The following is a 22,398-nucleotide window of genomic DNA, read 5'->3' as shown; positions in this document are numbered from 1 at the left end:
CGTCGTGAGCGGAGCGACGCACGTCACCGCCCCCGGTGTCCGGCTGCGCGACCGCGCGGCCGAACTCGCCGCGGTGGCCCGCCTGTCGGCCCCCGCCGGTGCCGGGACCGGCGGGATCCTGTTCGTCACCGGAGGTCCCGGCGAGGGCCGTTCGGCCCTGCTCGCCCGGGCGGCCGACGACTTTCCCGGCGCGGCGCACCGGATCGCCGCGCCGGGCCACCGGGTGCCGTGGAGCGGTGCGCGGGCCCTGTTCGCCGCCCTCGCTCCCGGCGCTCCGGACGCGCGCCGGGCGCTGCGGGCCGCGCGGGGCGAGGACGGCGTCGCCGCGGCCGTGTCCGGGCTCCTCGGGGACCTTCCGGTCCTGGTCTGCCTGGACGACCTGCACCTCTGGGACGCCCATTCCCGGGCCGCGCTCGCCGCGACGTGGCGGCGGGACCGCGCGCCGGGCCGCCGCGGGCCCCGCTGGCTCGTGTCGGCCGCCCGCCACCACCGGCTTCCCGAGGTGCCGGAGGCGGAGACCGTACGGCTCGGGCGCCTGGGCCCCGAGGGCGCGCGGGCCCTCCTCGGCGACCTGTGCGGCCCTCCCCCGGCGCCGCCGGTCGCGCGGCGCCTCGCCGAGGAGGCGTCGGGCCACCCCGGCGTCCTCGTCGCGGCGGTACGGCGCCTCGCTCCCGCCCAGCTCGCGGGCGTCGTGCCCCTCCCCGAGCCGCCGGTCGACGGGGCCGTCCTCACCGAGGTGTACGGCGGCTTCCTGGAGCACCTGCCCGCGGACTCCCGGCGGCTGCTCGCGGTGGTGGCGCGCGCCGGCCGTGCCGGGGAGGAGGGCGCCGTCACGGCGGCGCGGCGCCTCCCCGGCGTCGCCGTCGACGCCGTCCTGGACGGCGCGCGGGCGGCGCGCGTGCCCGTCGAGCCGCTCGACGGCCTGGTCGCGGACGGGCTGCTGCGCCGCGCCGACGGACTGCTGCGCTTCGAGGACCCGTTCCTCGGGCGGGCCGTCCTCGCCTCGGCCCCGGCCTCCCCGCACCGCGGGGCCCGGCCGGCGGGCGCGCCCCGGCCGGCGCGTACGGCGTCGGCGCTCGCGCGGAGCGAGCGCCACCGCGCCGACCGGCTCGGGCCGCCCGCCGCCGTACGCGCCCTCACCCCCGTGGTCCGGGGCCGCTCGCACCTCGTGCGCGGTCTGGCGGCGCTGGCGGACGGGCCGGTCACGGACGCGCACGAGGCCCTCCTGCGGGCGGCGGAGCTGCTGCGGGACCGGGCGCCGGCCGAGGCGTCCGACGCGCGGTTCCTCGCGATGGAGGCCGCCTGGGCCGGGGGCGACGTCGACGCGTGCCTGGCCGCCCTCGGCTGCGGCGGGGACGCCGGGGGCACCGAGCGCGACTTCCTCGACGGGCTCGGCGCCGCCCTGTCCGTACGGTTCGGCGAGGCCCGCCCGGCCCTGGCGCGGGTGGTCGCGCGGGACGGCGCCGAGGACGATCCCCGATTGCTGCTGCGGGCGGGGTCGGCCGCGCTGGTGCTCGGCGACACCGCGGCGGCGGCCCGGATCCACGCCCGCGCGCTCGCCCGGGCCCGGGCGGAGCACCGCACGGCCCTGCTGCCGCGCGCCCTCGAACACCTCGCGTACGCCGAGCTGCGGGACGGGCGGTACAGCAGGGCCGCGCGCACCGCCCGGGAGGGGCTGGCGGCGGCGGAGCCGACGGGGCAGCGGAACGTGGCCGCCCACCAGCACGCCGTACTGGCCCTGGCGGCCTCGGTGGCGGGCGACGGGGTGGCGGTGGCGGAGCACGCGGGGCTCGCCCTCGGCACGGCGCGCCCGCACGGCCTGGCCCAGGCGGCGACGCTCGCGGAGTGGGCGCTGGCGCGGGACGAGCTGGGGCGCGGTCTGGCCGCGCAGGCGGCCGCGCGGCTCGCCCCGCTCGTGCGGGCCGGGCCCCGGGGCGGTCACTTCGCACTGCGGATGCTGGTGGTGCCCTGTTTCGTGGAGGCGGCCGTGGCGTCGGGGCGGGCGGACGGGGCCCGGGCGGCGGCCGGGGAGTACGCGGTCTGGGCGGCGCAGGGCGTCGACGGCCCGGCACCGGCCCTGCTGGCCCGCTGCCGGGCGCTGCTCGCGCGGGGCGCGGCAGGCGGGGAGGACGAGGCGGCGTACTGGTTCGGCGAGGCCGTCCGCCGCCACGACGGCTGCGGCAACGACTTCGAGCGGGCCCGGACCCTCCTGGCGTACGGGACGTGGCTGCGGCGCCGGCGGCGGCCGGGCGCGGCGCGGGGGCCGCTGGGGGACGCGCTCGTCACCTTCGAGCGGGCGGCGGCGGACGGCTGGGCGGACCGGGCCCGGTCCGAGCTGCGCGCCACGGGCGGCGCGGGCGGCGGGACCGCCGACCGGACGGCGTGGGGCCTGCTCACGCCGCAGCAGCAGCGGATCGCCCGGCTCGCCGCGCAGGGGGCCACCAACCGGGAGATCGCCGACCGGCTCGCTCTGAGCCCGCGCACGGTCGACCACCACCTGCGGGGGGTCTTCGCCCGGCTGGGCATCCGCTCCCGGGTCGAGCTCCCGGGAGTGGTCCGCCCCGATCCCGCGGCCCCGGCTCAGGACGGCGGCACGGAGGCGAAGGGGCTGGTGTCGAGCCGGGCGAGGAGGTCGGCCGGGTCGTCGTAGACGGCGACGGCGCCCGCTCCGGTCAGGTCGGCCCCGGGGATGCCGCCGCACAGCAGCCCGGCGACGGTGACCCCGGCGCGGCGGGCGGCCTTCATGTCCCAGACGCTGTCGCCGACGAACACGGCGCGGTCGGCGGGCACGTCCACGAGGGAGAGCGCGTGCTCGACGGGGTCGGGGGCGGGCTTCCCCTCGTCGACGTCGTCGGAGGTGGCGGTGTCCGTGAGGGCGTCGTCCGCGTCGATCGCCCGGCGCAGGGCCGTCAGCTCGCGGCTCTTGGCCGAGGTCACCAGGACCACCTTCCAGCCGTCGCCCGCGAGCTTCCGCAGCAGGTCGGCGGCTCCGTCGAAGGCCTGGAGCCGCTCGAAGTACGTCCCGTAGAGGGTGTCGTGCGCGGTGCTGAGGCGTTCGTCGTCCGACCGGTCGCGGTCCTGTCCGAGCAGGTGGTCGAGGAGCCGTCCGCCCGGGAGGCCGATGGCCCGGTGCACGGCGTGCATGGTCACGCGGTGGCCGCCCTGGCGGAGCGCCTCCCACCAGGCGACGGCGTGCAGGTGGTTGGTGTCGGCCAGGGTTCCGTCGACGTCGAAGAGCGCTGCGCGGTCGCGGTCCATGGTCGGGATCTCCTCACGGGACACGGGTGCGGTGCGGGACGGGCACCCGGCGGCTACCCGGAACGCCTCCTTTCAGTCGCCGCCCCGGACAGCTCCCCGCCCGCGGGATTCCTCGGGGCCCGTCGGCGCGTCGGCGCGCCTTCGCGGGGCGGCACCACGGAGCATCGCGGTGCGAAGGCGACGGGCGGGTAGGCGCGCACAAGATCGCGTCCGGCCCGGGACGCGTCCCTCGCCGACCGGAGGAGGAGTACTTTCATGCCCCACCGCTCCGTATCGCTCGCCTCGCTGCGCCGAGGGCGCCTGTGGCAGTGGTGGGAGCGCCAGCGGCGGGACCCCTTCGTGGTCCAGACCCTGCGTTCCACCGCGGCGGCGACGATCTCGTACGTCGTCGCCCTCCAGCTCAGTTCCGAGCCGGCGCCGCTGACCGCGCCGCTGACGGCGCTGCTCGTGGTGCAGGTGACGCTGTACTCGACGCTGGTGACGAGTCTGCGGCGGGTGAACTCCGTCGTGGTCGGCGTGCTGATCGCCATCGCGTTCAGCGTGCTCGTCGGTCTGACGTGGTGGAGCCTCGCGCTGGTCATCCTGGCGGCGCTCGTGGTGGGCCGGTTCGTGCGGGTGGAGGAGTTCGTCGCCGAGGTGGCGATCAGCGCGATGCTGGTCCTCGGCGTCACCCAGGTCGCCGACACGGCCTGGGACCGCGTCCTGGAGACCCTGATCGGCGCGGTCGTGGGCATGGTGTTCAACATGGTGCTCGTGCCGCCGGTCTGGGTGGACACTGCCGGGGACTCGATCGTGGACCTGGCCCGGCGGATGCGGCAGCTGCTCCTCGGGCTGGGCGAGGAGCTCACGGACCCGGACGTCCCCGCCGAACCCGATCCGTTCGGCGACTTCGACGGGCCGTCGTCCGTGGACCTGGCGGCTGCGCGGCTCTACGAGGCGCGGCGCCTCGACAACGACGTCGCCGACGTGGACGCGGCCCTGCGGCAGGCGGAGGACAGCCTGCGGCTGAACCCGCGCGTGAAGGAGGGGCTGCTGCACCGGATCGTGCTGCGGACGGGGCTCGACACCCTGGAGATCTCCGCCGTGGTGCTGCGGGTCCTCACCCGCACCCTGACCGACCTGGCGCGGGAGCGGGACGGGGCGGTGCTCTTCCGGCCGGAGACGTCCCGCGCCCTCCAGGAGGTGGTGCGGCACCTCGGGGACACCCTGGTGAGCTTCGCGGTCCTCGTCACCTCGCACTCCAGCTCCGGCGCGGAGACGGCGGAGAACCGGCTCGCCGAGCAGTTGGAGGCGGCCCGCGAGGCCCGCGACCGGGCCGCCGGGATGCTGAGGGCGGAGGCGGTGGAGGACTCGGGCCGCTGGCAGCTGTACGGCGCCCTCCTGGCCGAGATCGACCGCGTCCTGAACGAGCTGGACCCGGGCCACCGGGGCCGCCGGCTCATGGAGGAGCTGGACCGGCACACGCGCCTGCGCGAGGAGCGGCGGCGCAAGGTCGCCTCCCTGGCGGGCCGCGCGCGCCGCTCCTCCTGAAGATCCCCCCGGAGGACGGTTCAGACGGGCCGGACGGGCCGCAGCGCTCCGTCGGCGCGCAGGTCGCCGACGGTGGGGTAGCCGTCGACGGCCATGATCAGGTCGGCCTCGGCGAGGAGCGAGCGCAGGACGTGGACGACGCCGTCCGTGCCGCCGAGGGCGAGTCCGTACGCGTACGGGCGGCCGACGCCGACCACCGTGGCGCCGAGGGCCAGGGCCTTGACGACGTCGGCCCCGGTGCGGACGCCGGAGTCGAAGAGGACGGGCAGGCCGTCGGCGGCGGCGACCACCCCGGGCAGGGCGTCGAGGGCGGGCAGGCCGCCGTTGGCCTGGCGTCCCCCGTGGTTGGAGCAGTAGACGCCGTCGACTCCGCCGTCCCGGGCGCGGCGGACGTCCTCGGGGTGGCAGATGCCCTTGAGGAGGATCGGCAGGTCGGTCAGGGAGCGCAGCCAGGCGAGGTCGTCCCACACCAGCGGCTTGCCGAAGATCCCGGCCCACTCCACGACGGCGGCGCGCGGGTCCTCCTCGGGGGGCTTGGCGAGCCGGGCCCGGAAGACGGGGTCGGAGGTGTAGTTGGCCAGGCAGTGTCCGCGCAGCTGGGGGAAGTTGCTGGTGGCGAGGTCGCGGGGGCGCCAGCCGGTGATCCAGGTGTCGAGGGTGACGACGACGCCCCGGAAGCCGGCCGCCTCGGCGCGGTGCACCAGGCTCTCCGCGAGGTCCCGGTCGGTGGGCGTGTAGAGCTGGAAGAGGCCGGGGGTGTCGCCGAGCGCGGCGGCGACCTCCTCCAGGGGGTCGACGGTGAGCGTGGAGGCGATCATGGGCACGCCGGTGCGGGCGGCGGCGCGGGCGGTCGCCAGGTCGCCGTGTCCGTCCTGGGCGCAGAGGCCTATGACGCCGACGGGTGCCATGAACAGCGGCGAGGGCAGGGTCGTGCCGAAGAGGTCGACCGAGAGGTCGCGCCGCGCGGCGCCCACCATCATGCGCGGGACGAGTCCCCAGGCGCGGAAGGCCGCGGCGTTGGCCTCCTGGGTGTGCTCGTCGCCCGCGCCGCCGGCCACGTACGACCACAGCGAGGGCGGCAGGGCCGCCCGCGCCTTCGACTCCAGTGCGGCGAAGGTCATCGGCAGTGGGGGGACGGTGCCGAAGAGGCCCTCGAAGTAGATCTCGTTCTGGTAGTCGCCGAAGTGCGGGGGCATGGACTCCGCCCTTTCCCGTCGGGGGGCGGGCGCCCGGGCCGCCCGCCGTGGTGCCGTCCAGGGTGCCCGCTGCGGGCCTCCGTGACCACGGGGCGGAAGGGCGGGCGCGGCTCTGTGGGTCCGCCCGGGTGCCCCGGTCGCGGACCGCGCCCCCGAAGCGGACGCGATGATGGGGGGATGACACGCACTTTCGAAGAGCTCGTGGCGGAGGCCTCCGCCGCCCCGGTCGACGGCTGGGACTTCTCCTGGCTCGACGGGCGGGCGACCGAGCAGCGCCCCTCCTGGGGCTACCACCGGCTCCTCGCCGAACGGCTCGCCACCGCCTCGGCCGGGCTCGACGTGCAGACGGGCGGCGGCGAGGTCCTGGCCGGGGTGCCGGTGCTGCCGCCGACGATGGCGGCCACCGAGTCGTGGCCCCCGAACGTCGCCCGGGCCACCGGGCTCCTCCACCCGCGCGGGGTGGTGCTCGTCGCCGACCCCGACGAGCCGCCGCTGCCCTTCGGCGACGCCGCCTTCGACCTGGTCACGAGCCGGCACCCGGCGACCGTGTGGTGGTCGGAGATCGCCCGCGTCCTGCGTCCGGGCGGCACCTACCTCGCCCAGCACGTCGGGCCCGCCAGCGTCTGGGAGGTGGTGGAGCACTTCCTCGGCCCGCAGCCGGAGGCGGCCCGGGCGCGCCACCCCGACGACGAGGCCGCGGCGGCGCGGGCGGCCGGGCTCGACGTCATGGACCTGCGCACCGAGCGGCTGCGGATGGAGTTCCACGACGTCGGCGCGGTCGTCTGGTTCCTGCGCAAGGTGATCTGGATCGTGCCCGGGTTCACGGTCGACGCCCATCTGCCCCGGCTGCGCGACCTCGACGCGCGGATCCGGGCGGAGGGCCCGTTCGTCGCCCACTCCGCCCGGACCCTGGTCGAGGCGCGCAGGCCCGCCGTGTGACGGGCGCGCCCCGTTCAGGAGCGCGCCGGCGGGATCCCCCAGTCGAGGCGCAGGACGGCGAGGTCGTCGGAGTGCCGGCCGGCGTTCCGTTCGTGGGTCTCCTTGATGAGGAGGTCGACGTGGACGGCCGGGTCGTCCGACGGCAGGGTCGCGATCAGGTCGAGCAGTCCCTCCACGCCGAGCCGCTCGTTCGCCGTGCCGCTGTGGCCCTCGGTGAGGCCGTCGGTGTAGAGGGTCAGGGCGCCGGTGGCGGGGAGCGGGACGACCGTGGCGGGCCAGCGGTGCGGCCCGGGGAAGATGCCCAGGGCGATGCCGTGCTCGGCCTCCAGCTCCCGGGTCCCCCCGGACGTGGTGAGGAGGGGCTCGTGGTGGCCGGCGAGGTGGAGGGTGGCGGTCGCGGTGTTCTGGTCGAGCGTGAGGAGGGTGCAGGTGGCGAACATCTGCTGGCCGCCGCGCTCGGCGAGCAGGATCCGCTCCATCAGGTGCAGCAGGTCGTCGCCGCGGTGTCCGCCGAGCACCAGGGAGCGCCAGGCGATCCGCAGGCAGACGCCGAGGGCGGCGGCGTCGGGCCCGTGTCCGCTGACGTCGCCGACGACGGCGTGCAGCAGCCCGTCGTCCCCCTCCACCACGTCGAGGAAGTCGCCGCCGAGCAGGGCCAGGGTGGCGCCCGGCAGGTAGCGGGAGGTCACCCGCACCGCGGAGGTGTCGAGGATCGGCTGGGGCAGCAGGCCGCGCTCCAGGCGCGCGTTCTCCTCGGCCCGCAGCCGGGCGGCCTGGGCCTCGGAGTTGGCCCGTTCGGTCTTGCTGCGGTAGACGGCGTAGCGGACCGTCCGGTGCAGCAGGTCCGCCTCGACCTTGCCCTTGACGAGGTAGTCCTGGGCCCCGGCGGCCATGGCGTCGGGGCCCGCCTGCGCCTCGGCGAGTCCGGTCAGGACGATGACCGCGGTGTGCGGGGCCACGGCCCGCACCGCGGTGACCGCGTCGGTGCCCGACACGTCCGGCAGGTGCAGGTCGAGGAGGATGCAGTCGATCGGGGCGCCGGCCAGTTCGGCGCGGGCCTCGGCCAGGGTGGTCCGGGTGGTCAGCTCGAACCGCAGCCCGGTGTCGTACAGGAGTTCCTCGACGAGCAGGGCGTCGCCGAGGTCGTCCTCGATCAGGAGGATGCGGTACGTCGGCTCGTGGGGCGCCGCGCCCCGGCCGCTCGCGGTCGCGCTCATCTCGTCCGCTCCGCTCCCGGGGCGACGGCCTGCGGCGCGGCGGAATGGCCGGGCGTCTCCGGCGGTTCGGTCGCCAGGGTGAAGGTGATGCGGGCCCCGTCGCGGTACTCGGTGTCGACGGCGATGGTGCCGCCGTGGAACTCGACGATCTTCTTGCACATCGCGAGGCCGATGCCGCTGCCGGAGTAGACGTCCTTGGTGTGCAGCCGCTGGAAGATCACGAAGACCTTGTCGGCGTACTCCGGGGCGATGCCGATGCCGTTGTCGGTGACGGTGAACCGCCACAGCTCGCCCTCCCGGGCCGCCGTGACGCGGATCCGCGGCGCCTCGTCGGGGCGGCGGAACTTCACGGCGTTGCCGATCAGGTTCTGCCAGAGCATCCCCATCTGGGTGGGGTCGGCGACCAGGGACGGCAGCGGGTCGTGCGTGATCACCGCTCCGGCCTCCTCGATGCCGACGCTCAGCGCGGACAGGGTCCGCTCCAGGACGTCGTCCAGGTCGACGCTCTGGTGGGCGTTGTGCAGGCGTCCGACGCGGGAGAAGTCGAGCAGGTCGTTGATGAGGACCTGCATGCGGTTCGCCCCGTCGACGGCGAAGTCGATGTACTGGTCGGCCCGGCTGTCGAGCTGTCCGCCGTAGCGCCGCTGGAGGAGCTGGGTGAAGCTGGAGACCTTGCGCAGCGGCTCCTGGAGGTCGTGGGAGGCCACGTACGCGAACTGCTCCAGTTCGGCGTTGGAGCGCTGGAGGTCGGCGGCCTGCGCGTCGAGGCGCATGCGGGCCTCCTCGGTGAAGGCCAGTTCCCGCACCAGGCGCCGGCGCATGGAGTCGATCTCCTCGCCGAGGCGCCGCAGGTCGGCGGGGCCGGACGGGGTGATGGGGTGCTCGAAGTCGCCGCCGGCGATGGTACGGGCGTCCGAGCCGAGCCGGTCGAGGGGTTCGTTGATACCCCGGCGCAGCCCTTCGAAGATCAGGGCCGTCAGCATGACGATGAGTCCCGCGATGGCGCCGAACACCCAGTTGCGGACGGCCATCGTGGTCATCAGGTCGTCCCTGGTGCGGACGCGCTCCGCGCGCAGCCGCTCCTGCTGCTCGCCCAGGGCGGCGCGGACCGCGTCGAAGGTCTCCTTGCCCTCCGCCGCCCGCTCGGCGGCCAGCGGCGAGGGCGCGCCGGGCGGGGCGGCGGCGATCGGGCGCGCGACCCTCTCCTGCCACCTGGCCACGGTGTCCCGCACGGTCCCGAGGTCGGCCAGGGCGGCCCGGTCGCCGGCGAGGAGACCGGAGAGCTGCGCGGTGCGCGACTCCTGCTCGGCGAGTCCCTCCCGGTAGGGGGTGAGGAAGTCCGGGGTGCCGGTCAGGCCGTAGCCGCGGATCCCGGTCTCCTGGTTGAGGACCGCCGACTCCAGGCGGGTCGCCGTGGTCAGCGCGGGGGACCGCACGTCCACGAGCTCCTTGCTGAGCGCCTCGGTGCGCAGGAGGATCCAGCCGCCCGTCGCCCCGAGCAGGGTCAGGACGACCAGGGACACGGCCGCGCCCACGCGAAGCCACCGCCGGGTCGTCCATGTGGACAGTCCCCGCTCGCGCGGTCGCTTCCCCTCGCCTGTCATGGTGCGGACTCCTCTGTTGCGACAGCCGCCGAAAGTGCGACGCGATCACTGTAATGGGCGACAACGGTTGTTGTCGCCAGGCCTCCCGGGGACCTAGAGTGCCGGATGTGCCAGGCAAGAACTTCGTGTTGCGGACCACTCCGCAGGAAACGGCCGCCGCCGTGGACGCGGCGGTCGACGAGCTCGCGCGGCGCCTCGTCGGGCGGCTCCTGAACGATCCCTCGCGTCCGGCACCGGACGACCGTGCGCGGGCCCTGGCCCTGCTCCACGTCCTGGACCACGTCCAGAAGGCCGCCGAACGGCTCCAGCAGGAGGCGGTCGTGGCCGGCGCCCGCGCGGGCGCCGGCTATCCGCAGCTCGGCGCGGCCTGCGGCATGACCCGCCAGGGCGCCCGGCGGCGCTGGCCGGGGCTCTTCGACCACTCACACGACAAACCCACGGAGCAACCGATCATGACCACCCCCGCCCGCCCCTTCGACGTCCTGCTCGTCGAGGACGACGTCGCCGACGCCATGCTCATCGAGGAGGCACTCTCCGAGCGCGGGGCCCGCAACCTGGTGCAGGTCACCGACGGGGTCGCCGCCCTGGAGCACCTGCGCGCCCCGGACACCGCACGGCCCGACCTCATCGTCCTCGACCTGAACATGCCCCGGATGAACGGCCGGGAGCTGCTGAAGGTCCTCAAGTCCGACGAGGACCTCCAGACCATTCCCGTGGTGGTCCTGACCACGTCCACGGCGCCCGACGACGTGACCGGCGCGTACAGCAGCCACGCCAACGCCTACGTGACCAAGCCGGTCAACCTGGAGGAGTTCGAGCAGGCCGTCCAGAGCATCGACGCCTTCTACCTCGACACCGCGGCCCGGCCGCGGCCCTGACGTCCGGGAGGGGACTTCGGGGGCGGGTTCAGACCAGGTCGACGCGGGCGGTGATGCGCTTGCCGACCGGTTCCCGCCGGATGTGGAGGTCCCGGGTCACGGCCTTGACGATCTCCAGCCCGTGCTGACCGATCCGGTCCGGATCGGCGGCGTGGGCCGCCGGAACCGTGGGCTCGCTGTCCCACACCACGACGTCCACGGTCCCGGTTCCGATCCGCAGCTGCAGCAGGACCGGGCCCGGGGCGTGTCTGCGGGCGTTGGTGAACAGCTCGCTGACGACGAGCCGCGTGAGCTCCTCCGCGCGCTCGGAGACGGTCACGCCCCAGACGGCGCGGGCCTTCTCCAGGAAGGCGGTGGCGCGGTCGCGGGCCTCGGCCGCGAGCCCCTCGTCCTCGTCCCACGCGTATCCGACCTGCATGAGGTCGTCCTCGGGCACGGCACAGTCGTCGCCGTCGGCCGTCGTCGTCATCGTCTTCCCCCCGTGTTCACGCGCGCGTCCGCCCGCCATGAAGTCATGTCCACCATAGGTGCTCCCCGGCACGGTGGAGCGGGGCGGCCCGGCCGGGGCGGTGTCAGTCGCCCGGCGCGATGAGGACGACCTGGTCCCGCGCGTGCCAGTACCGTACGTGGGCCTTGGGCGGGTTGATGCGCATCCCGTGGCCGGGGGCGGTCGCGGAGCGGTAGCCGATGGCGCACTCGCCGCGGCGGGCGGCCGACGCGGCGACGGCGGCGAAGGACGTGGTCCGCCCGGTGGTGACGTAGTGGGCGGCCGGGCGGAGGTGGAGGGTGTTGCCGGCCGGGGAGAGGAGTTCCTCGAACACGGCGGTCAGGTGGGGGTTCTGGGAGATCTGGGTCATGAGGAGCCCGATGAGCCTGCCGCTGACGACGAAGTCGGCCCCGGCGGACCGGGGTGCGATCAGCCGGTTGCGGTCGTCGGTCATCTCGGTGACGACGGGCACGCGGCGGCCGCTCTCCTCCTCCCGGGCCCGCAGGTTCAGGAGGGTGACGAGGGTCCGGTCGTCCGGTTCTCCCCGGCCGGGCCGGGGGTCGGCGCCGAGCACGATCACGACGTCGTAGCCGGTGGGGTCGAGGGCGTCCGTCGTCGACCGCAGCGCGGGGTCCCCGGGGTGGTGGCGCACCGGCATGCGGGGGGCGAGGGCTTCGGCGGCGGACCGGACGGCGGCGGCCGTCGCGGCGTGCGGTCCGGCCACGACGTCGAGGGTCGAGCCGGGCGGGGTGCGCCGTGAGAGCTGGTCGACGATCCGGGGCGCCCTGCGGTTCCAGCCGAGGAGGAGGACGCGTTCGGCCGGGGCGGGGGCCGGGACCCGTGGGTGGGCGAGGGCCCTCGGGTCGTGGGGCACGGGGAGGTCGGACAGCCGGGTGGAGTGCTCGTCCCGGGCGATCACGAGGAGGCTGTCGCCCTCCAGGAACCGGGCGGGCAGGGGCGGGTTGAGGGTCACGGTGCCGTCGGCGTGGGCGATGCCGACGGCGACGGACTCCGGGCAGGCCCCGGCGGCCTCCTCGAAGGTCAGGCCGGGCAGGGCGGGGTCGCGCAGGGTGTGGAACTCGTGTCCGGCGAAGTCGAGGAGTTCCTGGTGGACGAGGGAGAGTCCGGGCTGCCGGGCGCAGTCGACGACGAGCCGGGCCGAGATGTCGTCCACGTCCAGGACGGTGGCCCGGGGGCCGCCGGCGAGCCGGGCGGCGGTGAGGTGGCGGCCGTCGCGCACGGCGGCGACGACGCGGACCCGCCGGTCCTCCCCCAGGGCGGCCGAGAGGGAGAGCAGGGTCTTGACCGTCTCGGCGTCGTCCCGGGGGTCGTCGCGGGGCAGGACGAGGACGCAGTCCGCGGTGGCCGGGCTCACCCGGGCGAGGACGGCGGGGTCGGTGGGGCGGCCGGTGCGGCACAGGACGCGGGTGCGGCCCGTGGCGCGGGCGGTGGTGGCGAGGTCCTCCTCCATGGCGGCCTTGTCCCGGTCGGCGAGGACCGCGATCACGCGGCGGCGCCGGTCGGTGCGGGCGGCGACCAGTTCGGAGACGACGGTCGGGATCTGCTCGGACCAGCCGAGGACGACGGTGTGGCCGCGCTCCAGGATCGCGGCCCGGCCCCGGTCGAGGGCCATCAGCCGGTCGGTGAGGCCGGTGGTGATGAGGCTGACCAGGGTGGAGACGTACAGCAGGGCGATGAGGGCGAGGAGCACGGACAGGACGACGCGCAGGGGCGGTCCGACCTCGCCGCCCAGGCGCATGGTCTGTCCGGTGCTGCGCCAGACCGCCGCGATCCTCGATCCGAGGGTGGCGGGGGCGCGCTGGTCGGTCCACGCGAGAAGGGCGCTGACGGGGACGACGAGGGCCAGGCAGCCGAGGGCGAGCCAGCCGCAGAGGGCCGGTATGCCGCGGGTGAGGGTGGTGTCGAACCAGTAGCGGAGGCGGGCCTCCGCGGAGGGGACGGGGCGGGCCGGCCGGGCGGCCGTGGTGTCCGCGGCCCGGTCCGCGCCGGGCCGCCGTGCGGCGTTCCGCTGTCCGGGAACGACCTTGTTGCCTTCTCTGCGCACGTCGGCAGCGTGGCGCCCCGCCGTGTCCGGCGGGGCGCCATCGCCGTGGATTCATCCCTTCGTGATCGTCCGGGGGAGGCTTGGTCAGCCGTTCGGGTCGAAGGCGATCCCGGCGGGTTTGGCCTTGGCGAGGTGGGCGGCGAAGCTTCCGTCCTTGAGGCCGAAGTGCGCGCTGCCGAAGTCGGCCGCGACGAGCTTCTCGCGGACGCCCGCGGGGTAGCCGTTCCAGCCGACCAGGGTCGGGAACTGCCAGGTGTGCCGGTGGTTCTCGGGCGGTTCGTCGTTGGTGTTGGCGGGGCGGAAGCAGTGGGTGCCGATGCCGTCCTTGTGGTAGACGACCTTGGGGTGGTCGCCGTCCCAGCGGATCCGGTCGCGGGCGTGGGTGTCGAAGTTCCCGTGGGCGGAGGTGGAGACGTACTCCGCCCGGTCGTTCCGCACCCACACCACGACGTGCTCCCAGTCGTGGCGGTGCCCGCCGAGGCCGCTGCCGGCCACCGCCTGGTCCTTCTCGAAGTAGAGGCCGTAGAGGATCGCGCACCAGCCGTTGTTGCACTTCGCGCGGGAGTACCCGTTGGTGGCGTCGAGGTCGGAGGCGTCGCGGCACTGGCCGTTGAGGGCGCCGGAGGGCTTGAGGCCGCCGTTGAGCGTGCCGTCGGGGCCGATCGCGGCGGTGGAGTAGCAGCCGTCCGTGTCGTAGTCGAAGGCCGGCTGGAAGGCCCGTTCGAGGGCGTCGGCGTTGCCGGGCAGGGCGGCGGGCGGCGCGGCGAGCGCGGTGCCCGGGAGGGCGACGACCAGGGCGAGGGCTCCGGCGAGGGCGAGGGCGCCCCGGGCGGCGTACGCGGGTGTCTTCAACTGCGTCCCCTTCGGGTCGGACGACGGCGGTGTGCGGGGGTGCGCGGTGCGCGGGGCCGTACGGCGCGCGAGGGCACGTGGTGCGGGGGCGTGCGGCGCCGCGCGGTACGCGTCATCGTGGCATGGCCACGTCAATATGGGGAGTCGTCGGCCGCACCCGCGGGTGAACTCCGCCCGACGGGCGATCCGGCGGGCGGGCGGTCCGGCAGACTGGGGGCTCAGGACAAAATTGCTAGACGATACGTATCGTCTCGTTCAAGGTGGACCCATGATCACCCCATCCCCCGCACACATCGCCATGTTCTCGATCGCCGCCCACGGCCACGTGAACCCGAGCCTGGAGGTCATCCGCGAACTCGTCGCCCGGGGCCACCGCGTCAGCTACGCCGTCCCCGAGTCCTTCGCCGCGAAGGTCGCGGAGACCGGCGCCACCCCGGTCGTCTACACCTCGACGCTGCCGACCGACGAGGACCCGGACGCCTGGGGCACCGAACTGATCGACAACATCGAGCCGTTCCTGAACGACGCCGTGCAGGCGCTCCCCCGGCTCGCCGAGGCCTTCGACGGGGACCGGCCGGACCTCGTGCTCCACGACATCACCTCGTACCCGGCCCGCGTCCTCGCCCACACGTGGGGCGTCCCCGCCGTCTCCCTCTGGCCGAACCTCGTGCCGTGGGAGGGGTACGAGGAGGAGGTCGCCGAGCCGATGTACGCCGAGCTCAAGGCCTCGCCGCGCGGCAAGGCGTACTTCGCCCGGTTCGAGGAGTGGCTCGCCGAGCACGGGATCGACACCCCGCCCGACCGGTTCGTCGCCCGTCCGCGCCGCGCGATCGTCCTCATCCCGCGCGCCCTCCAGCCGCAGGCCGACCGGGTCGACGAGTCCGTGTACAGCTTCGTCGGCGCCTGCCAGGGCGAGCGCGCCGACCAGGGCGAGTGGCGACGGCCGGACGGCGCCGAGAAGGTGCTCCTGGTCTCCCTGGGCTCCGCCTTCACCAAGCAGCCCGACTTCTACCGCGCCTGCGTCGAGGCGTTCGGCGGCCTGCCGGGCTGGCACGTCGTCCTGCAGATCGGGAAGTTCGTCGACCCGGCCGAACTCGGCGCCCTGCCGGACAACGTGGAGGTGCACACCTGGGTGCCCCAGCTGGCGATCCTGCGGCAGGCCGACGCCTTCGTCACCCACGCGGGCGCGGGCGGCAGCCAGGAGGGCCTGGCCACCGCCACCCCGATGGTGGCCGTGCCCCTGGCCGCCGACCAGTTCGGGAACGCCGAGATGCTCCAGTCCCTGGGCGTGGCGCGGCACCTGCCGATGGGCGAGGTGACCCCCGCGCTGCTGCGGGAGTCCGTCCTCGCGCTCGTCGACGACCCCGAGGTGGCCCGCCGCTCCCGCGAGATCCAGGAGTCGATGGCCCGCGAGGGGGGCACGCGGCGGGCCGCCGACCTGATCGAGGCCGAACTGCCGGGGTGACGGGCGGCCGGGCCCGCCTCCCGCTCTCGCCTCCCGTCACCCCGCCGTGGACGGCGGGGTGACGGGAGGACGGGGGCGGGTCAGACGACGGCGCCCGTGCGGCGGCGCTTCACCGGCGCGGAGGCCGGGGCGGGGGCCGGGTGGCGGGACTCCAGGGTCACGGCCAGCGGGATCGCGGTGAAGACGGTGGACGCCATGCCGAGGACAACTCCGGCGAGCAGCGCGACCGAGAAGTCCTCCAGCGAGTCGCCGCCCAGGACGGCGAGCGCCACCAGGACGAAGAGCGCGCCCATGCCCGTGTTGACCGTGCGCGGAAGGGTCTGGGCGACCGCCCGGTCCGCCAGGTCGGGCAGCGGTACGCGGCCGCCGCGCCGCCGCAGCTCCCGCAGCCGGTCGAGCACCACCACGGAGTCGTTCACCGAGTAGCCGACGACGGTCAGGAGCGCGGCCAGGAACACGCTGTCCATCGGCTTGCCCAGCCAGGCGAACAGGCCGATCACCAGGAGGACGTCCTGGGCCATGGCGGCGACGGCGGCCGTCGCGTACGTCCAGCGGAACCGCACCGTCAGGTAGAGGAGCTGCGCCGCGACCGCCAGGCCGAGCGCGAGCAGGGCGTGGGTGCGCAGTTCACCGCCCAGGCTCGGGCCGATCAGGTCGTCGCGCTCCACCGTCACCGGTCCGGCGACCCCGGTGAGCGCCTCCTCGATCTCCCGCCGCTCGTCGTCGCCGGTCTCCTTCACCCGTACCGACACGTCGCCCTCGCCGGTGGTCTGCACGACGGCGTCGGGGAAGCCGGCGGCCGTGACGGCGGCGCGGGCCGCGTCGGCGTCCACGGGGCGGTCGGCCGTGTACTGGACGACCCGGCCGCCGGTGAACTCGACGCCGAACTCCACGCCCCGGACGCCGATCCCCGCGAGGGCGACGAGGAGGAGCACGGCGCAGCCGGTCAGCCAGCGGCGGCGATGGGCCGTCAGGCGCGGGACGCGGCGGGTGAGCCGGGTCCGCAGCCTGCCGAGCTCGGCGATGCCGGTCACCGCCGGCCGCCTGCGCACGGCCGGCAGCCGGAGCACCAGGTCGGCGAGGAGCCGGGTCACCACCATGGCGGTGAGGAGCGAGGTCACGACGCCGACGGCGAGCGTCACGCCGAAGCCCTTGACCGGGCCGGTGGCGAAGGCGAACAGCAGTCCGGCGGCGAGCAGCGTGGTGACGTGGGAGTCCGCGACCGCGCTCCACACCTTGCCGAACGCCGTGGTCACCGGCCGTCGCAGATCGCGCCCGGCGGACCGGCCCAGGGCCGCGTACTCCTCCCTGGCCCGTTCGAAGACCAGGACGTTGGCGTCGACGGCGATGCCGACGGCCAGGACGAAGCCGGCGAGGCCGGGCAGGGTGAGGGTGGCGCCCAGGGCGACCACGGCGGCGTACGAGATCAGGCCGTACAGCAGGAGGGCGGCGGTGGCGAGGAGACCGAGGAGCCGGTAGACGGCGATGACGAAGAGGCCGGTGCAGGCGAGGCCGATCAGCGCCGCCAGGGCGCTGGCCCGGATCGCCTCCGCGCCGAGCGTGGGGCCCACGGTGCTCTGCTCGACCGTCGTCACGGGGACGGGCAGCGCGCCGCCCCGGACGAGGGCGGCGAGGTCGCGGGCCTCCTGGGCGGAGAAGCCGCCGGTGATCTGCGCGGAGCCGCCGCCGATGCCCGCCCCGCAGGGGACGCCGGCCTGCATGCCGGGCGCGGAGACGATCCGGTCGTCGAGGACGATGGCGACCCTGCGGGCCGGGTCCCCGGGGGACGTGCAGGCGGCGGCGCCGGTGATCCGCGCCCAGTCGCCCGCGGCCCGGTCGCGGAAGGAGAGGTCGACGGTCCAGCCGCGGACGCTCGTGGTGTCGAGGGCGGCCTCCGCGTTCTCGACCCCGTCGCCGGTGAGGGCGGGGGCGGCCAGGGCGAGGAAGCGGCCGGGCGCGTCGGGGTCGGCGAGGACGCGCGTGCCGTCGGCGGCGACCGGCCCGGCCGGTCCCTCCGCCGCGCCGGTGACGGCGTGGAAGGTGAGCTGGGCCGTGCGGCCGATGGTCTCGGCGGCCTTGCGCGGATCGCGCAGGCCGGGGAGTTCGACGACGATGCGGCGCTCGCCGGAGCGGGCGAGGGAGGGCTCCGCGACGCCGAGGCCGTCGACGCGCTTGCGGAGCACCTCCAGGGCGCGGTCGGTGGCCGCGGCGTCGGCGCGGGTGGTGGGGCCGTCCTCGGTCTGGAGGACGATGCGGGTGCCGCCGCGCAGGTCGAGTCCGAGGCGGGGCGGGGTGGTCAGGGTGATCCAGAGGGAGAGCGCGACGACGGCGAGCGCGAGGAGCGCGCGCCACAGCACGGCACGAGAGGACATGGGTACTCCACAGGCAGCGCACGGGCGGGCGCCGCCCCGGAGGGGGCGCGGGCCGTTCCCGTGCCGGACGTACGGTCGGGTGCGCGTCGGCGACCGGTCCGTGGACATGCCGGCGGCCCGGACGGCGACGCGGAGGAACGTCAGCTGTGCCGGGTGGAGGGAGGGCCCCTGGGGTCCCTCGGGACGTGGGGGCCGCCGGGCGGCGCCCGCTCGCGGCGGGGATCGCCGGCGAGGAGGCCGCGCGGGGGGAGGGAGAGGTCGACGGGGGCGGCCGCGGGGGTGGCGGGCACCGCCGGGAACCGCACGGAGTGCTCGACGACGGCCGGGAGCCCCGCGACGGCGGCGGGCGCCAGGTGCGGCTCCGGCGGCGCGAGACGGTGGGCGGGGGCGGGTGCCGGCACGGCGGCCGGAGCGGCACGGGCCGCCGGGTTCGGGTGCCCGGATGTCGTGGGGGCGGGGCCCTGGATCGTGCGGGGCGCCGCGGCCGGGTCCGCGGCGGAGGCCGCCGGGGCCAGGACCACGGACCAGAGCACGCAGAGCAGGGCGGGCACCAGGGTCGCGAGCCGTCGTGCGGAACGCTCCACCGCCGTGCACCTCCCCCGTCCGGGCCGCCCCGTCGTCCCGGGTCTCCGGGGCTCAGCGTAGACCGGCGGGGAGGGCGCCCGGCCACCGGCTCCCCGGCTCCCCGACTCCCGTCCTGAGTACGACGGCTGAGTACGTCCGCTCATGCCGGGCCCGCCCGGTGCCGCGACGATGACGGGGTCAGCGCATCGTCCTCGGCTCCAGGGGGCCCGTCCGTGCTCAGCCGCATCGCCGCCCGCGTCGTCCCGTTCTTCGGGCGACTGACCGTCACCGCCGACCCGGGGGCGCGCCTCGCGCCCGGCAGCATCCTGGTCGCGAACCACACCTCGCTCGCGGACCCGGCGCTCGTGCTCGCCGCGCTCCGCGGGCACCTCGCGGTCGAGCCCGTCCTGATGGCCGCCTCGGGGCTCTGGCGGATTCCGGTCCTCGGCCGGGCCCTCACCCGCGAGGGGTACGTGCCCGTGCACCGCGGCACGGCCCGCGCGGCGGCCGCCCTCGACGGGGCGGCGGTCGCGCTCGCGTCGGGGCGGCACGTGATGCTGTACGCGGAGGGACGCATACCGCCGCGCCGGGACTCCGCCGAGAACCCGCCCGAGGCGTTCCGCACCGGGCTCGCCCGGCTCGCCCTGGCCACCGGGGCGCAGGTCGTGCCGATCGGTCAGGCGGGGGCGCGGCGGATCACCTCCGGCGGGCGGGCGAAGCAGCTCGCCGGGGTGCTCACGGCGCCCGTCCGCAGGCCCGGCCTGCACGTCCACATCGGGGCGCCGCTGACGCTGCCCGCCGACGTGGCGGAGGCGACGGCGCTCGCGCACGGGGCGGTCACCGAGGCCTGGCGGACGGCGGCCGGGGCCCTGCGGGGTCGCTGACACCTGCCCGCGGCGTCGCGGCGGCCGGCACGCGCCCTCGTCCGCGCCCATGGGTCGGACACCCCGGGGGCGAACCGGCCGCTCCCCCGGCGCCTGCGGGAGGCCCGTCGAGGCGCCGCGGGCGCGCCAGCGCCGGGGCCTCTCGGGACCGAACCGCGGACGCCCGGCCTACCGCTCCCCGGCCGGCTTCCCGGCGGCCAGGCCGAGGTCGCCGCCGGGCGGCCGGGCGAAGGAGCGGGCGACGTCCGCGTCCGTGACCGCGTCGAGGGTGGCGGGGTCCCAGTGCGGGTCGCGGTCCTTGTCGACGACCTGGGCGCGGATGCCCTCGACCAGGTCGTGGGTGGTCAGGGCTGCGCAGGAGGCGCGGTACTCCAGGTCCAGGACCTCTTCCAGGGTGGCGAGGGCGCGGGAGCGGCGCAGGACGGCCAGGGTCGTCACGAGGGCGGTCGGGGACTTCGCGAGGAGGGTTTCGGCGGCCTCCTTGGCGGCGGGCACGCCGGTGTCGAAGAGGCGCTCGACGATCTCCGCGACGGTCGGGGCGGCGTAGCAGGCGTCGATCCACTCCCGCTGCCCGGCCAGGACGCCGGGCGGGGGCGCGGCGGCGCGGCGGGCGAGGGCCTCGTCGGCCGGCAGGAGCGCCAGGTCCTCGGCCAGGGCGGGGAGTTCGGCGGCGGGGACGTACCGGTCGGCGAGGCCGGCGAGGATCGCGTCGGCGGCCCCGACGGGGTTCCCGGTGAGGGCGAGGTGGGTGCCGAGTTCGCCGGGGGCGCGCCCGAGGAGGTGGGTGCCGCCGACGTCGGGCACGAAACCGATGCCGGTCTCGGGCATGGCGACCCTGGAGCGCTCGGTGACGACGCGGTGGGAGCCGTGGGCGGAGACGCCGACGCCGCCGCCCATGACGATGCCGTCCATGAGGGCCGCGTACGGCTTGGGGTAGCGGGCGATCCGCGCGTTGAGCCGGTACTCGTCCCGCCAGAAGGCGGCGGACGCGGTGCCTCCGGCGCGGGCGTCGTCATGGATGGCGCGGATGTCGCCGCCGGCGCACAGACCGCGTTCGCCCGCCCCCTCGATCACGACCGTCCCGACGGCCGGGTCGTGCTCCCAGGCGGTGAGGGCCTCGTCGATGCGGAGCACCATCGCGTGGGTGAGCGCGTTGATGGCGCGGGGCCGGTTCAGGGTGACGAACCCGGCGCGGCCCTCCGTCCGGAGGAGTACGTCGGAGGTTGCGGTCGGCACGGTCACTCGGTCCCTTCGGGCGGTACGGCTCGCTGTCCCGGCCACCGTACCGGGCCCGCCGGAAGGGGCCGGGAGCGCGTGCGACCGCCGCCCCGGGGGCACCGGGGCAGCGGTCGCGGGCCTCAGGCCGGGAGCAGGTCCTGGGGGACGCGGACCTGGCGCGGGGCGGACATGCGGAGTTCGACGATGTCGCGGACGGCGGGCCATTCGTCGTCGAGGACCGAGTAGAAGGCCGTGTCGCGGACGGCGCCGTCGAGGCCGCGGGAGTGGGCGCGACGGACGCCCTCGCAGGTCGCGCCGAGGCGTTCGATCGCGATCCTGGAGCGGGTGTTGCGGGCGTCGGCGCGCAGGGTGAGGCGCCGGACCCTCCAGACCTCGAAGGCGTGCCGGAACATGAGGTACTTGGCCTCGGTGTTGATGCCGGTGCCCCGGGCGGCGCCCGCGATCCAGGTGTTGCCGATCTCGGCGGCGTCCGGGACGGCGGTCAGGGGATCGCCGTGGGGCATGCCGGGGACGGGCGGCCAGACCAGCGGGCCCCGCCAGTAGTCGAGTTCGAGGAAGCGGGTGGAGCCGACGACCCGTTCGTCGGCCGTACTGACCACGGCGAAGGGCAGGCACCGGCCCGCCGCCTGGTCCGCGAGGGCGCGGGCGATGTAGTCGAGGGCCGATTCGAGGCCGTCGGGAACGGGGGTGAAGGCGTAGGCCGATCGGTCCGCCCCGCCGGCCCGGGCGAGGGCTTCGGCGTGCCGCATCGCCAGCGGCTCCAGGCGCACGGAGCGCCCGGTCAGGAGAACAGGTACTGGCACGGAACCTCGGGTCTTTCACGGGCAGGGGAGGCTCCCGTCACGGAGAGTCCGCGGCGGTAGCTGGAGGGAGGTTCTCGCCGGTGCCGACCATGTCGTGAGAACGACGAATGAGCAGGTGAGAGCGGTTCGTCACCGGTGCGAGGAGGACAGTATGCAGCCCCGGCCGCTCGGAGAACAGAACCCCGGGCGAACCCGCGTACACGGGTGGGTGAAGCCTCTCGCGCGCCCCGGACGCGCCGGTCTCACGCAACGGACGGGGCCGCCCGCCAGTCGGACGGCCCGGCCGTTCAGACGCAGGTGGGATGGCCCCAGCCGTCGGGGTTCTTGCTGATGGTCTCGCCCTTGTCGTAGGCCTTGCCGCAGCGGCAGCGGCCCGCGAATCTCGCCTTGAGCGTGCCGCCGGACGGGCGTGTCCGGCGGGTGGCGGAGGCGCTCGCGGTCCCGGTGCGGGAGCCGGACGGCGCGGAGGAGCGCGAGCGGGGCGCGGAGGCCCTGGCGGGCGCCTCCGGCGGGGGCAGCGGGGATCCGGAGTCGGAGCCCGCGGCCTCCTGGGTGCGGGCGGTGTGGCCGGCCGCGCGGTCGGCGGCGTCGTTGAGGGGGTCGCCGTCGACCTGGTGGGCCGGGGTGTACACGAAGTCGACGTCGCGGCCGGTGAGGAGCGCGTCGATGCGGACCACCAGGTCCTTGTTGGCGACGGGGCTGCCGGAGGCGGTCCTCCAGCCCTTGCGGCGCCAGCCGGGCAGCCAGGTCGTGACCGCCTTCATGGCGTACTGCGAGTCCATGCGGACCTCGACGGGGACGTCGGGGTCGAGGACCTCCAGGAGCCTTTCCAGGGCCGTGAGTTCGGCCACGTTGTTGGTCGCCCGGCCGAGCGGGCCCGCCTCCCAGCGGTCGACCGATCCGTCGGACCGGCCGATGACCCACGCCCAGGCCGCGGGGCCGGGATTTCCCTTCGACGCGCCGTCGCACGCCGCGATGATCTTTTCCACCATCCCACGATCCTGGCACGGCGCCGGGGGCGGTCGGCGCCGCCCCCGGGCCGCCG

At 76.0% G+C, this 22,398-nt stretch carries 18 protein-coding genes; 6 read left to right on the top strand and 12 right to left on the bottom strand.

The window, feature by feature from the left end:
* The first annotated feature begins 4 nt into the window (after positions 1-4).
* On the top strand, positions 5-2,650 hold the full coding sequence (locus tag ACIQKA_RS05485; RefSeq protein WP_402540053.1) for a LuxR C-terminal-related transcriptional regulator: 2,646 nt from the start codon (positions 5-7) through the stop codon (positions 2,648-2,650).
* Here the strand turns inward: ACIQKA_RS05485 and ACIQKA_RS05480 are convergent.
* Entirely contained in the window at positions 2,581-3,258 is a 678-nt protein-coding gene (locus ACIQKA_RS05480) for an HAD family hydrolase (protein ID WP_383154050.1), read from the bottom strand. The two genes, ACIQKA_RS05485 and ACIQKA_RS05480, sit on opposite strands and share 70 nt — an antisense overlap.
* 255 nt (positions 3,259-3,513) lie before the next feature.
* Here ACIQKA_RS05480 and ACIQKA_RS05475 point away from each other — a divergent pair, with 255 nt between their 5' ends.
* Positions 3,514-4,788 carry an aromatic acid exporter family protein gene (locus ACIQKA_RS05475; protein ID WP_383433978.1) on the top strand — a complete coding sequence of 425 codons (1,275 nt, stop codon included), beginning with the start codon at positions 3,514-3,516 and terminating at the stop codon, positions 4,786-4,788.
* 20 nt (positions 4,789-4,808) lie between these two features.
* Here ACIQKA_RS05475 and ACIQKA_RS05470 read toward each other — a convergent pair whose 3' ends face one another.
* A complete protein-coding gene (locus ACIQKA_RS05470; protein ID WP_402540051.1) occupies positions 4,809-5,984 on the bottom strand; it encodes an alpha-hydroxy-acid oxidizing protein in 1,176 nt (391 codons plus the stop codon).
* A gap of 177 nt (positions 5,985-6,161) precedes the next feature.
* Here ACIQKA_RS05470 and ACIQKA_RS05465 point away from each other — a divergent pair, with 177 nt between their 5' ends.
* Positions 6,162-6,923, top strand: a complete 762-nt coding sequence (locus ACIQKA_RS05465) for a class I SAM-dependent methyltransferase (RefSeq protein ID WP_402540050.1) — start codon at positions 6,162-6,164, stop codon at positions 6,921-6,923.
* A 14-nt stretch (positions 6,924-6,937) separates the two neighbouring features.
* Here ACIQKA_RS05465 and ACIQKA_RS05460 read toward each other — a convergent pair whose 3' ends face one another.
* Both ACIQKA_RS05460 and ACIQKA_RS05455 read right to left on the bottom strand, forming a co-directional pair.
* Complete coding sequence (locus tag ACIQKA_RS05460) at positions 6,938-8,140, bottom strand: PP2C family protein-serine/threonine phosphatase (RefSeq protein ID WP_383154060.1); 1,203 nt, start codon at positions 8,138-8,140, stop codon at positions 6,938-6,940.
* Entirely contained in the window at positions 8,137-9,744 is a 1,608-nt protein-coding gene (locus ACIQKA_RS05455) for a CHASE3 domain-containing protein (RefSeq protein ID WP_402540048.1), read from the bottom strand. Before ACIQKA_RS05455 ends, ACIQKA_RS05460 begins: the two co-directional genes overlap by 4 nt.
* A gap of 107 nt (positions 9,745-9,851) precedes the next feature.
* Here ACIQKA_RS05455 and ACIQKA_RS05450 point away from each other — a divergent pair, with 107 nt between their 5' ends.
* Positions 9,852-10,622, top strand: coding sequence for a response regulator (locus ACIQKA_RS05450; RefSeq protein ID WP_383154064.1), 771 nt, complete (start codon positions 9,852-9,854; stop codon positions 10,620-10,622).
* Between the two features lie 28 nt (positions 10,623-10,650).
* Here ACIQKA_RS05450 and ACIQKA_RS05445 read toward each other — a convergent pair whose 3' ends face one another.
* The 3 genes from ACIQKA_RS05445 to ACIQKA_RS05435 all read right to left on the bottom strand — a co-directional run bounded on the left by ACIQKA_RS05445 (position 10,651) and on the right by ACIQKA_RS05435 (position 14,026).
* Positions 10,651-11,091, bottom strand: a complete 441-nt coding sequence (locus ACIQKA_RS05445; protein WP_383154067.1) for an ATP-binding protein — start codon at positions 11,089-11,091, stop codon at positions 10,651-10,653.
* Positions 11,092-11,194: 103 nt separating this feature from the next.
* Positions 11,195-13,174, bottom strand: coding sequence for an NAD-binding lipoprotein (locus tag ACIQKA_RS05440; RefSeq protein WP_402540045.1), 1,980 nt, complete (start codon positions 13,172-13,174; stop codon positions 11,195-11,197).
* An 84-nt stretch (positions 13,175-13,258) separates the two neighbouring features.
* Complete coding sequence (locus tag ACIQKA_RS05435) at positions 13,259-14,026, bottom strand: NPP1 family protein (protein WP_402540044.1); 768 nt, start codon at positions 14,024-14,026, stop codon at positions 13,259-13,261.
* Positions 14,027-14,294: 268 nt separating this feature from the next.
* Here ACIQKA_RS05435 and mgt point away from each other — a divergent pair, with 268 nt between their 5' ends.
* Positions 14,295-15,491, top strand: a complete 1,197-nt coding sequence (gene mgt / locus ACIQKA_RS05430; RefSeq protein WP_383444641.1) for a macrolide-inactivating glycosyltransferase — start codon at positions 14,295-14,297, stop codon at positions 15,489-15,491.
* Between the two features lie 80 nt (positions 15,492-15,571).
* On the opposite strand, the gene secD is transcribed toward mgt, so the two are convergent.
* Together secD and ACIQKA_RS05420 are read right to left on the bottom strand one after the other, a co-directional pair.
* Positions 15,572-17,863 (bottom strand): protein translocase subunit SecD, encoded by a 2,292-nt coding sequence (gene secD / locus ACIQKA_RS05425; protein WP_402540043.1) that lies wholly within the window; start codon positions 17,861-17,863, stop codon positions 15,572-15,574.
* Between the two features lie 140 nt (positions 17,864-18,003).
* The gene (locus ACIQKA_RS05420) at positions 18,004-18,447 is read right to left on the bottom strand and encodes a hypothetical protein (protein ID WP_402540041.1); all 444 of its coding nucleotides are present in this window, start codon (positions 18,445-18,447) and stop codon (positions 18,004-18,006) included.
* 213 nt (positions 18,448-18,660) lie between these two features.
* Here ACIQKA_RS05420 and ACIQKA_RS05415 point away from each other — a divergent pair, with 213 nt between their 5' ends.
* Positions 18,661-19,311, top strand: coding sequence for a lysophospholipid acyltransferase family protein (locus ACIQKA_RS05415; RefSeq protein WP_383154080.1), 651 nt, complete (start codon positions 18,661-18,663; stop codon positions 19,309-19,311).
* Between the two features lie 168 nt (positions 19,312-19,479).
* On the opposite strand, the gene ACIQKA_RS05410 is transcribed toward ACIQKA_RS05415, so the two are convergent.
* From ACIQKA_RS05410 to ACIQKA_RS05400, 3 genes are all read right to left on the bottom strand, one after another.
* Positions 19,480-20,553, bottom strand: a complete 1,074-nt coding sequence (locus tag ACIQKA_RS05410; protein ID WP_402540039.1) for an enoyl-CoA hydratase/isomerase family protein — start codon at positions 20,551-20,553, stop codon at positions 19,480-19,482.
* 116 nt (positions 20,554-20,669) lie between these two features.
* Entirely contained in the window at positions 20,670-21,353 is a 684-nt protein-coding gene (locus ACIQKA_RS05405) for a GNAT family N-acetyltransferase (protein WP_383154084.1), read from the bottom strand.
* Between the two features lie 287 nt (positions 21,354-21,640).
* The gene (locus ACIQKA_RS05400; protein WP_383154086.1) at positions 21,641-22,345 is read right to left on the bottom strand and encodes an RNase H family protein; all 705 of its coding nucleotides are present in this window, start codon (positions 22,343-22,345) and stop codon (positions 21,641-21,643) included.
* Positions 22,346-22,398 lie beyond the last annotated feature (53 nt).

Source organism: Streptomyces sp. NPDC092045, from assembly GCF_044756005.1.
Classification (GTDB): Bacteria; Actinomycetota; Actinomycetes; order Streptomycetales; family Streptomycetaceae; genus Streptomyces.
This window is presented reverse-complemented; position numbering and strand designations above follow the sequence as displayed.

Bases quoted from the DNA above. Each gene is read 5' to 3' on its own strand.
- ACIQKA_RS05480 (WP_383154050.1), bottom strand. From the start codon at position 3,258: ATGGACCGCGACCGCGCAGCGCTCTTCGACGTCGACGGAACCCTGGCC.
- ACIQKA_RS05475 (WP_383433978.1), top strand. From the start codon at position 3,514: ATGCCCCACCGCTCCGTATCGCTCGCCTCGCTGCGCCGAGGGCGCCTG.
- ACIQKA_RS05470 (WP_402540051.1), bottom strand. From the start codon at position 5,984: ATGCCCCCGCACTTCGGCGACTACCAGAACGAGATCTACTTCGAGGGC.
- ACIQKA_RS05465 (WP_402540050.1), top strand. From the start codon at position 6,162: ATGACACGCACTTTCGAAGAGCTCGTGGCGGAGGCCTCCGCCGCCCCG.
- ACIQKA_RS05460 (WP_383154060.1), bottom strand. From the start codon at position 8,140: ATGAGCGCGACCGCGAGCGGCCGGGGCGCGGCGCCCCACGAGCCGACG.
- ACIQKA_RS05455 (WP_402540048.1), bottom strand. From the start codon at position 9,744: ATGACAGGCGAGGGGAAGCGACCGCGCGAGCGGGGACTGTCCACATGG.
- ACIQKA_RS05445 (WP_383154067.1), bottom strand. From the start codon at position 11,091: ATGACGACGACGGCCGACGGCGACGACTGTGCCGTGCCCGAGGACGAC.
- mgt (WP_383444641.1), top strand. From the start codon at position 14,295: ATGATCACCCCATCCCCCGCACACATCGCCATGTTCTCGATCGCCGCC.
- secD (WP_402540043.1), bottom strand. From the start codon at position 17,863: ATGTCCTCTCGTGCCGTGCTGTGGCGCGCGCTCCTCGCGCTCGCCGTC.
- ACIQKA_RS05400 (WP_383154086.1), bottom strand. From the start codon at position 22,345: ATGGTGGAAAAGATCATCGCGGCGTGCGACGGCGCGTCGAAGGGAAAT.